This is a genomic window from Aquimonas sp., from assembly GCF_044377145.1.
In the GTDB taxonomy this organism is placed as follows: domain Bacteria; phylum Pseudomonadota; class Gammaproteobacteria; order Xanthomonadales; family Xanthomonadaceae; genus Aquimonas.
Map to the genome: position 1 here is coordinate 1 of NZ_JBILJQ010000110.1, position 10,343 is coordinate 10,343.

Annotated in this window: 7 protein-coding genes and 1 pseudogene; 3 read left to right on the forward strand and 5 right to left on the reverse strand. The window is 65.4% G+C overall.

Going from position 1 to position 10,343, the window contains the following annotated elements:
- Positions 1-1,763 (forward strand): bifunctional aconitate hydratase 2/2-methylisocitrate dehydratase (locus ACIQ7H_RS20655; protein WP_395795111.1); only part of this gene is annotated, 1,763 nt, incomplete at its 5' end.
- Positions 1,764-1,862: 99 nt separating this feature from the next.
- Here ACIQ7H_RS20655 and ACIQ7H_RS20660 read toward each other — a convergent pair.
- From ACIQ7H_RS20660 to ACIQ7H_RS20670, 3 genes are all read right to left on the reverse strand, one after another.
- Positions 1,863-2,648 carry a hypothetical protein gene (locus ACIQ7H_RS20660; RefSeq protein ID WP_395795113.1) on the reverse strand — a complete coding sequence of 262 codons (786 nt, stop codon included), beginning with the start codon at positions 2,646-2,648 and terminating at the stop codon, positions 1,863-1,865.
- An 84-nt stretch (positions 2,649-2,732) separates the two neighbouring features.
- Entirely contained in the window at positions 2,733-3,509 is a 777-nt protein-coding gene (locus ACIQ7H_RS20665) for an META domain-containing protein (RefSeq protein WP_395795115.1), read from the reverse strand.
- Positions 3,510-3,606: 97 nt separating this feature from the next.
- Complete coding sequence (locus ACIQ7H_RS20670; protein WP_395795117.1) at positions 3,607-4,971, reverse strand: EAL and HDOD domain-containing protein; 1,365 nt, start codon at positions 4,969-4,971, stop codon at positions 3,607-3,609.
- Positions 4,972-5,149: 178 nt separating this feature from the next.
- Here ACIQ7H_RS20670 and ACIQ7H_RS20675 point away from each other — a divergent pair, with 178 nt between their 5' ends.
- Positions 5,150-6,136: a methyltransferase domain-containing protein gene (locus ACIQ7H_RS20675; protein WP_395795119.1), complete on the forward strand. Its 987-nt coding sequence runs from the start codon at positions 5,150-5,152 to the stop codon at positions 6,134-6,136.
- Positions 6,137-6,545: 409 nt separating this feature from the next.
- Positions 6,546-9,146, forward strand: coding sequence for a leucine--tRNA ligase (gene leuS / locus ACIQ7H_RS20680; RefSeq protein ID WP_395795121.1), 2,601 nt, complete (start codon positions 6,546-6,548; stop codon positions 9,144-9,146).
- Positions 9,147-9,502: 356 nt separating this feature from the next.
- On the opposite strand, the pseudogene ACIQ7H_RS20685 reads toward leuS, so the two are convergent.
- Both ACIQ7H_RS20685 and ACIQ7H_RS20690 read right to left on the reverse strand, forming a co-directional pair.
- Positions 9,503-9,952, reverse strand: a pseudogene (locus ACIQ7H_RS20685) (ATP-binding protein); the annotation flags it as partial.
- Between the two features lie 12 nt (positions 9,953-9,964).
- Positions 9,965-10,150, reverse strand: coding sequence for a hypothetical protein (locus ACIQ7H_RS20690; protein WP_395795123.1), 186 nt, complete (start codon positions 10,148-10,150; stop codon positions 9,965-9,967).
- Positions 10,151-10,343 lie beyond the last annotated feature (193 nt).

The following is a 10,343-nucleotide window of genomic DNA, read 5'->3' on the forward strand; positions in this document are numbered from 1 at the left end:
GCAGCAAGATCGCACCGATCTTCTACAACACGATGGAAGACGCCGGCGCGCTGCCGATCGAGCTGGATGTCTCGAAGATGGAGCACGGCGATGTGGTCGAGCTGCGCCCCTACGACGGCAAGGCGCTGAAGAACGGCGAGACGATCGCCGAGTTCGAAGTCAAATCCGAGGTGCTGTTCGACGAAGTGCGCGCCGGTGGCCGCATTCCGCTGATCATCGGCCGCGGCCTCACCGCCAAGGCGCGCGAGTCGCTGGGCCTGCCGGCCTCAACCCTGTTCCGCCTGCCGCAGAACCCGGCCGACACCGGCAAGGGCTACTCGCTGGCGCAGAAGATGGTCGGCCGCGCCTGCGGCCTGCCGGAAGGCCAGGGCATGCGCCCGGGCACGTACTGCGAACCGAAGATGACCTCGGTCGGTTCGCAGGACACCACCGGCCCGATGACCCGCGACGAGCTGAAAGACCTGGCCTGCCTGGGCTTTTCGGCCGATCTGGTGATGCAGTCGTTCTGCCACACCGCGGCGTATCCGAAGCCGGTCGACGTCAAGACCCACCACACCCTGCCGGACTTCATCTCCACCCGCGGCGGCATCTCGCTGCGTCCGGGCGACGGCATCATCCACAGCTGGTTGAACCGCATGCTGCTGCCCGACACCGTCGGCACCGGCGGCGACAGCCACACCCGCTTCCCGATCGGCATCAGCTTTCCGGCCGGCTCCGGTCTGGTCGCCTTTGCCGCAGCCACTGGGGTGATGCCGCTGGACATGCCGGAATCCGTGCTGGTGCGCTTCAAGGGCGAGATGCAGCCGGGCGTGACCCTGCGTGATCTGGTCCACGCGATTCCGCTGTACGCGATCAAGGCCGGCCTGCTGACGGTCGAAAAGAAGGGCAAGAAGAACATCTTCTCCGGCCGCATTCTGGAGATCGAAGGCCTGCCCACGCTGAAGATCGAACAGGCCTTCGAACTGGCCGACGCCTCGGCCGAACGTTCGGCCGCCGGCTGCACGGTGCGACTGGATCAGGCGCCGATCATCGAGTACCTGACCTCCAACATCACCCTGCTGAAGTGGATGATCGCCGAGGGCTATTCCGATCCCCGCTCGCTGGCCCGCCGCATCAAGAAGATGGAGGAGTGGCTGGCCAACCCGCAGCTGCTGCAGCCCGATGCCGACGCCGAGTACGCGGCGGTGATCGAGATCGACCTCAACGAGATCATTGAGCCGATTGTCTGTTGCCCGAACGATCCCGACGACGCCAAGACCCTGTCCGATGTGGCCGGCGCTGCGATCGATGAGGTCTTCATCGGCAGCTGCATGACCAATATCGGCCACTTCCGCGCGGCGGCCAAGCTGCTCGAAGGCAAGCGCGATATCCCGACCCGCCTGTGGGTGGCGCCGCCGACCAAGATGGATGCCGCCGAGCTGACCAAGGAAGGCCACTACGGCACCTTCGGCGCGGCCGGCGCACGCATGGAAATGCCGGGTTGTTCCTTGTGCATGGGCAACCAGGCGCAGATCCGCGAGGGCTCGACCGCGATGTCGACCTCGACCCGCAACTTCCCGAATCGTCTGGGCCGCAACACCAATGTGTACCTGGGCTCGGCCGAGCTTGCCGCAATCTGCTCGCGCCTGGGCCGCATCCCGACCCGCGAGGAGTACATGGTCGATGTCGGCGTGCTGGCCGCCAGCAGCAATCAGATCTACCGCTACATGAACTTCGATCAGATCGAGGACTACAGCGCGGTCGCCAACACGGTCGGCGCCTGAATAACGCGTCGTAGACTGAGCTGAAGCCAGAAGGCCGACGGAGCAATCCGTCGGCCTTCTGCTGTGTGGGGTGCGCTGCAGTCGAAGCTGCTTGATCGCTTATTCGGTGGTCGGTTCGCCTACAAGTTCGATTGCATCCGCCGTGCCGACAAAGGGCAGCCCCTTGTCGCCCTGCGCGTAGGTGATGAGGCCGACATACACCCACTCCGGATACCGTGCCGCGCGCCCGGGCAGCAGGCCATCGCCGCCGTAGGGTTTCCAGTCGTCGGCCTGCTGGCCCGGGGCCGGATTCGGCAGCTGCCAGTAGGCGCGCAGGCTGCGGTCGGCCAGGCCGACGATGCGCAGGTCGGCGCGCGCCTGCGGCGCCACGTTAGCGCCTTCGTCGCTCACCTCCGAATGACCGTTGCGGGTGTTCTTGCCTTCGACCGTGAACGCGGTTTCGCCGCGATGGCCAACCACCAGATGGGCGGAGTTGGTGTCGTCAAAATCCGGCACATGCACCTGCAGGCCGGCAAAGTTGTAGGCCCAGGCTTGGGCCGGGTGCGGCTGCTGGCTGTCCTGCAGGCCGCCGATACCGATGTTGCGCACGATCACCTCGAACGGAAAGCGCAGCGGTTTGGCATCGAGCCTGCCCTGGCGGTCTTTGTAGTGCAGGGTGACATCATCGCGATTGTGGTGAAGTGCGGCGCGGTAGCGGCCGTCGACACGGCCCACTTCAGGCAGGGCCTGCGCGCGGGCCGCAGTCCAGCCGGTCAACTCACCCGAGCCGTCGAAGCTGTCTGAATAGCGGCCCTGCAGGTCTGGCATCGGTGGCGCCGCGGGGGAGCAGGCAGCGATCAAGCAGCCTGCAGTCATGAGCGCGGCGAACAGCGGAAGTCTCTTCATGGGGTCTCCTTTCGATAGCGTGGTGGCGGGATGGCTGGGAATGCGGGGTTTGCGCTGGGCGTGAGTTCTGCGGATGGCGCGCCATCACTCGGTCGGCGCCGCGACTGCAGTCAGGTAGCTGCCGTCCGCGCTCAACAGCCGCAGTTCGCCCGCAGGGCCGAAGTCGTGCCGTTGCACGGCGGCCAGGCGTTGCAACAGCTGAAGCTCCGGCTCCTCAGCCTCAGCGTTCGTGCCAGCGCAGCGTTCACGACTGACCTTGGTCAGCTGCAGCCGCAGACCTTCGCCGCTCAGCGTGTACTCGCCGAGGTAGTCGCTGCACGGGCCCTGCAGCTGCAGCCGCTTGGCCTCACCGAAGCTCAGCAGGGCGACAGGCGCCGCAACTTCGACGATCGCAAGCTGCCAGGGCTGGGCGCGCAGCAGTGCATGCGGATCGCCGCCACAGCCGCGCAGCTGGCGGTCGGGCAGGTCGATGCTGACATTGTCGGGGTGCGGCAGCCCGCTGCAGCTGTCGCGGCACAGGCTGTGCGCGATGCGGATCGAGACTGCGCCGAGCGCGCTGTCGACGCTGAGCCGGGTCAGGTCGGCGCTGCTGTCGATGGCGCTGATGCGCATCCTTGCAGGCACCGGCTCGCCGAAGCGCTGCAGTTCGGCGTGATCGCCCAGCAGCTGAAGCTGCCAGCCGGGCTCATGGCCGCCTGCGATGAAAGGCGTCGAGTCGTTCGGGTCAGTCGCCTCAGCGGGCGCGGGCTGCGAGGGCGTGGCAGCGCAGGCGGACAGCAGCGCCGCTGTCAGCACGGCCATCAGCCTGCGTTTGAATGTGCTGGCCAATGCGGCTCGGCCGCAGGGTGGGAATGCGCGCATGGAGAGTTCTTCAGCTCGGCAGTTTCCGGAGTTCGCAGTGGAGAGGCTGTCGCAGGCGCAGCGGACGGTCGTGTGCGGCGCTCAGTGATCCGATGCCTCATTCGCGGGTGACCTCCAAGGCCCAGCCCAGCGCCTGCAAATGGGCTTCGGTGGCGTCCTCGGCGGTCACGCCGCAGTGCTCGGCTGCGAGCGCCAGCGACAATGCGTCCGCGCCCTCACAGGCGATCGCCAGCCGCAGCAGGGCCGCCATCGGGCCTTCACCGCGTGCAACAGCGGCCTCGATTTCGGGCGATGCCGACAGCTGGGTCAGTGCGGTTTCCATCGGCACCTTGAGCACGGCATCGACCAGCGACAGCAGGCCGACCAGGAACAGCGCTTCGCGTTCGCTGGCAGGCCGGTTCGCGCCCAGCAGTTCCAGCATGCGCGCGCGCACCAGGGCGTTTTCGAGCAGGGCGGAAGCGCCCGAGTTGCCGCTGTCGGCGCCGTACAGCAGCAGGCTCAGCCAGCGGTAGAGTTTGTCGCGCCCCAGCTGCATCAGCGCACGTTCGATCGAGGTGATCTCCTCGCGGATGCCGATCGCGGCCGAGTTGATGTAGCGCATCAGGCGCAGCGACAGGGCCGGATCCTGCTTCAGCAGCTCGGCGATCTGGTTCAGCTCGACGTCGCGCCGCAGCTGCGACATCAGGTCGGCGATACGCGCAGAGTTCGGCCCCAGGCTGTTGCCGCTCCAGTCTTCGCGACGGGTGATGAAGGGGCCCTGGAACAGCTGCGCGCCGAGGTTGAAGCACAGAGTGAACTCATCATGGCTGGGCAGCTCGCGCGCCAGCCACTGGCGTTGGCCACCGCCGGATTTCAGCCCATCGGCGAGATCACGCAGCCGGCGCGGATCGACGCGGTCGGTGTGTACGATCACGAAATCGGCTTCGGCCAACAGATACGCGCCGGGCGCACTGTTCGACAGCGCATCGGCGGCGAAGCGGATGCCGGCCTGCTTCAGCGCGCGGATGCGCTCGATCACCGCAGCTGGGGTCGGTCCGCCTGCATCAGGCAGGGTCACCACGTTCAGTACCACGCTGGCCGGCGGCAGCATGTCAAGCGCTTCGTGGTGAAGGAACGAGTCCGGCAGCTCGAAGAAGGCCAGCCGGTGGCCAAGCAGCTTGGCGACATCCATCTTGATGAGATTGCGCACCACCACTTCGGCATACACGTGATGGATGCGCCGGCTGCGCAGCGCCAGGCGATTGCGCGTGCCCTCATGCAGCTGGAAGTGATAGGCGGCGACGCGCTGATCGCGGCCGAGGATGGTCTCGCGGCAGATGAATCCCTGCGCGTGGCTGGGGTCGCGCTCGCTCGTGGCCTCCTTGGCCTTGATCGGCGCCTGCTGGTTCAAGGTCGCAAAATCCTTGTCACCCGCAGCCGGCGCGGGGGTAAGGCCGAACAGGCGCTTGATCAGGTCGAACATGCCGGGCACGCACTCCGCGCGGTGATGGCCGGGGACGCCGCACTGGCATCGAACCCGGCCGAAAGGGGCAGGGCAGGATAGCCCAGCGCGTGCGACGGCGGTGCGGACCGCGGCGCCTGCACCTGGGCTGGGCTGGGCTGGGCACGCGCTTGAGGGGCGGGCTACGGCCGCGGCCGGCATGATCGCGCGATCCACTCTCCGCCATAGCGAAGCTCGCGACATCGAGGCCATCCGCGCGATCTACCAGCAGCCTTCGGTCTACGCCAACACCCTGCAGCTGCCCTTTCCCAGCCCCGAACTTAGGAGGTTTCAGTTGATCGGATCAGATTTCGTGAATTCGTTGCCGTACCCGGAGTTCGTCGGCTTCATCAATCAGTGGAACGTGCTGCCAGGTTCCTTCAACACCTTGTCTAAATGGGCGTTGTTCTCGCGCCTCGACGAGCGTTCGCGGCTGCTGCAGGTGGCCTGCACCACCGGTTTTCAGGCGCGCGAGCTTGCCTTGATGACGGGGTGCACGGCGCATGGGTTCGACCGCGCGACGCATGCCGTGAGGGCCGCCAAATACAACGCCACGCGCTATGCGCCCAACGCGATGCTGAGCTACGAGGAGGCGGACGGATATCAGTTCGAGCCGACCGAGAAGTACACGCACATCGCCGTGGGCGCGGGTCTGAAGTTCTTCACAGATCCGGAGGCGGCGCTGCGCCGATTCGTGGGGTTTCTCGACGACGGAGGCTATGTTCTGGCGTCCCCGTTCTACGTGAACGCAGAGGTGCCTGAACCCGTCGTCGAGCAGGCGCGAGCAGCGTTTGGGATAACCCCGACGCTGGAGCGCTACGATGAGGTCATGCGGCCGTATCGCGAACTGGAGATCCTGTACGAGGATCGTTGCGAACTGGCCCTCGAGCCGGCGGATGAAATCGAACGCTATTGCGATGCGACGATCAAGCGTTTCGTAGAGACGACAGCGGACCTCGCCCCCGACGCGATCACCGCCGCGAAGAACCGCCGCGAAGAACCGCCTGCGCGCCGTACGGCTGGCGTCCAATGCGCTGCGGCCCTACCAGCGGTATTCGGTGCTGGTGCTGAGATACCGTCAGGCGACCTATCCCGCGCGCTACGTGGAGCTCTTCTAGCGCGCGCCCCGATGCCGGCCCGCATGTGACCATGGCCCGCGGGGAACGACGCCGCGCGGGCCGACCCGGGGGGCAGCCTCAGCAGCGGGCCGGCCTTTCTTGAAGTAGACCACCGATTCCGCAACTCTTTCGGCGCGTCGCGGTGTACGCTGCCGCACCGGCCGAGAGGCCCCGCAGCCCGGCTCGGCGCGCAGGTCCGGCCGAACGGCGGTTGTGCCCCCGCAGGCTTGGCTTCGCCACCCGCGGGGTATGGGCAGCGTGCGTTGTCGCACGTTGCCGGGGGCGAGCCCGCAATGGCCGGGCGGGCGTCCGTCATCCGGATCATGGGCCCTCGATCCGCGAGTGATCCGCCCGCGGGCTATGCCAGTACGGGCGCCGGCAGCCTGCCGGCAGGGCCAGACGTTGGTTTCCAAGCGAATACACGATAGGAGGAGCGGAGTGGAAGAGAAGTATCGACCGGACGTGATCGAGGACGCCGCACGGCGGCATTGGCGGGATCGTGACGCATATCGCGTCGTAGAAGACCCGGCCAGGCCGAAGTTCTACACCTGCTCCATGCTGCCGTATCCCTCCGGACGCCTGCACATGGGGCACGTCCGCAACTACGTCATCAACGACATCTTGGCCCGCAGGATGCGGATGAAAGGGGCCAATGTCGTGATGCCCATGGGATGGGACGCCTTTGGCTTGCCGGCCGAGAACGCTGCGATGGCGTCCGGCCGTTCGCCTGCCGAATGGACCTACTCGAACATCGCCGACATGAAGGCGCAGATGGAGCCTTTGGGCCTCGCGATCGATTGGTCGCGCGAGGTTGCCACGTGCGATCCGGAGTACTACCGCTGGAACCAGTGGTTCTTCTTGAAGCTGCTCGAAAAGGGCATCGCATACAATAAGACCCAGATCGTCAACTGGGACCCGGTCGACCAGACGGTGCTCGCCAACGAGCAAGTCGTGGACGGACGCGGCTGGCGTTCGGGCGCCTTGGTGGAAAAGCGCGAGATTCCGGGCTACTACCTCCGCATCACTGACTATGCGGAAGAACTGCTGGCGGACATCGACCAGCTCGAAGGCTGGCCCGAACAAGTGCGCGCCATGCAGCGGAACTGGATCGGCAAGAGCGAAGGCGTGCGCTTTGCCTTTCTTCATGACATCACCGATGCCGATGGCCGCCTCATTTGCGATGGCAAGCTCTGGGTCTTCACCACCCGCGCGGACACGCTGATGGGCGCCACCTTCTGCGCCTTGGCCGCCGAGCACCCGTTGGCGGCAAGAGCCGTCGAGTTGAATCCCGAGCTTGCCGCCTTCGTTCAGGAGTGCCGGAAGGGTGGGACCAGCGAGGCGGAATTGGCGGCCCAGGAGAAAAAAGGCCTCGCAACCGGACTGCAGGTGTCGCATCCGATCACCGGCGAGAAGGTAGATGTGTGGATCTGCAACTACGTGCTGATGAGCTACGGCGAAGGCGCCGTCATGGGAGTGCCGGGCCACGACCCGCGCGACTTCGAGTTCGCGAAGAAGTATCGATTGCCGATGCGGCAGGTCATAGCAATCGAGGGCGAGACGTTCGCCGCCGACGGGTGGTCGGACTGGTATTCCCGGACTGAGGGCGCCGTGCTGGTGAACTCCGGCGGCTACGACGGCTTGGACAGCCGCTCGGCGGTGGAGGCGATCGCTGCGGATCTGGTGGCCAAGGGTCTGGGCGAAAAGCGTACCAATTGGCGCCTTCGCGACTGGGGAATCAGTCGCCAGCGCTACTGGGGCACGCCGATCCCAATCATTCATTGCGATGCGTGCGGCGATGTCCCGGTGCCGTACTCGGACCTGCCGGTGGTGCTGCCCACCGATTGCGTTCCGGATGGATCGGGCAACCCGCTCCGGCATCATCCTGACTTCTACGAGGTGGCTTGTCCGGCCTGCGGCCGCGCCGCGCGGCGCGAGACGGACACCATGGACACCTTCGTGGATTCGAGCTGGTACTTCATGCGGTACACCTGCCCCGACGCCGACGCCATGGTCGACGAGCGGCTGGACTACTGGATGCCGATGGATCAATACATCGGCGGCATCGAACATGCCGTGCTACACCTGCTCTATGCGCGATTCTGGACCCGGGCGATGCGTGATCTCGGATTGACGCGCATCGCCGAGCCGTTCAAGCAGCTTTTCACCCAGGGCATGCTGCTGAACGAGTCGTTCTATCGGGAGCAGCAGAACGGCAAGAAAAAGTGGTTCTACCCGAACGAAGTGGAGGTCCAAGTCGACGACAAGGGCCACCCGGTCGCGGCCATCCTGAAAGCCGACGGTCTGCCGGTGGCCTTGGGTGGCATGGAGAAGATGTCCAAGTCGAAGAACAACGTCGTCGAGCCCAGCGAGATCATCTCCCGCTACGGTGCGGACACGGCGCGTTTGTTTACGATCTTCGTCGGGCCGCCGGCGCAGAGTGCGATCTGGTCGGATGCCGGCGTGGAGGGGGCAGCCAGGTTCCTGAGGCGGCTGTGGTCGTACGCCCATCGGCATTCCGATGTCTTGCGCTCCGGCGGCGAGATCGCGCCTCAGGAAAAGGACGACAAGGCCCTGCGGATCGAGGTGCACCAGATCCTCAAGCAGATCAACGCGGATTACGACCGCATTCAGTACAACACAGTGGTCTCCGGCACCATGAAACTGCTGAACGTCCTCGAGAGCTATCGTGGCGGCTGCGCCGGCATCGTTCGCGAGGCCATGGGCATTCTGTTGCGTGTGTTGTTCCCGATCAGCCCCCACATTGCACATGCGTTGTGGACAGAGCTTCGTTATGAAGGGGAATTGATCGACAGCGGGTGGCCGGAGCCGGTGCCCGAGGCGCTGCAGAAGGACGAGATCTCGCTGGTCGTGCAGGTGAACGGAAAGCTGCGTGGAGAGATCACCGTTCCTGCCGACGCCAGCCGCGAGTACATCGAATCCCTCGCGCTCGGCAACGGGGACGTGGCTCGCTACATCGGCAACAGCGGTGTGAAGAAAGTGGTGATCGTGCCGGGCCGGCTGGTAAACCTTGTCATCTGACGACGCGCAACGCGATCCTGCGCATCAAGGATGCAGAGCGCCCGCCCGGCGGGGGTCTTGCGAGGTCGGCTGGCCTTGCCATCCGCCCGCTATGGCTTAGACCGTGATCCAGGGCAAGCGTCCCGCGCAGACACCTATCGAGCGCGCTGTCGCATGAGGTATGCAATCAGGCTGCCGCCGGCATCCCACCGATGCGGCAGCAGCGCTGGCGACAGTTCTTAGGACTGGCTTCGGAGACCCCTCTAGGGGGACCATGAGCCGGCGCGGTAGGAGTGAATCGCCCCACGTTTCTCGGAGGCTCCAAACCTTGAGAGCTGCACTCGAGCATTCCACGCAAACCGGTGACTGATTCCACGTCAAGCCAGCCGCTTATTCCAGCACATGCCGGTCAAGGATTGCACGGCATGCCCGTCGTCGGTCGAGGCCTTGTCGTAGCGATCGTCGAGCAGCTCCAGCAGGTCGCGCTGTTGGTTGTTGGTGAGCGGGGTGAGCCCGAAGTCGTCGAGCATCAGCAGCTGCACTTTGGCGAGTTGTCGGAACAGCGCGCTCTTCTTGCGCTGGCCCTCGGCGCGGGCGAGGTCTTCGACCAGTCGCGGCAGGCGCAGGCAGCGCACGCTGAACTCCTGTCGACAGGCTTGGTGGGCGAGTGCGCTGGCCAGATGGCTCTTGCCGACGCTGGTGGGGCCAGTGATCAAAAGGTTCAGCTTCTGATCGATCCACTCCAGCCGGGTCAACCGCTGCAGCAGGCTGCGATCAAGCCCGCGTGGACACGCACGGTCGATGCCTTCGATGCTTGCATCCGGTTGCGGTAGCTTGGCTCAGCGAAGACGTTGAACGTAGCGGTAGCTGACTCGTTCGTTCTTCTCTGCATCAATCAGCAATGCAAGCCGCTCCTCGAACTGCAGTTCGTGCTGCAAGGGCTGTTCAAGCTGGCGACGCAGGGCGCGCGCCATGCCGCGCAGGCCGAGCTCCTGCAGGCTGTCGTGCATCGGCATGCTCAGCATGTGCTGGCCCCAAAGTAGTACTGCGGTCCACGCAGGTTTTCGTGGTCGCGGTAGGGACGCCGGTTTCCCGGCGCCCCCGGCACAGATCCGTACGAGCGGCATCACCGCATACGGCTCCTGCCTAAGGTCGTGACGCAACAAAGCGCTGCTCGGGATAGGGGTGCATCTGGCGACAGTACGGAGTATGGCGACG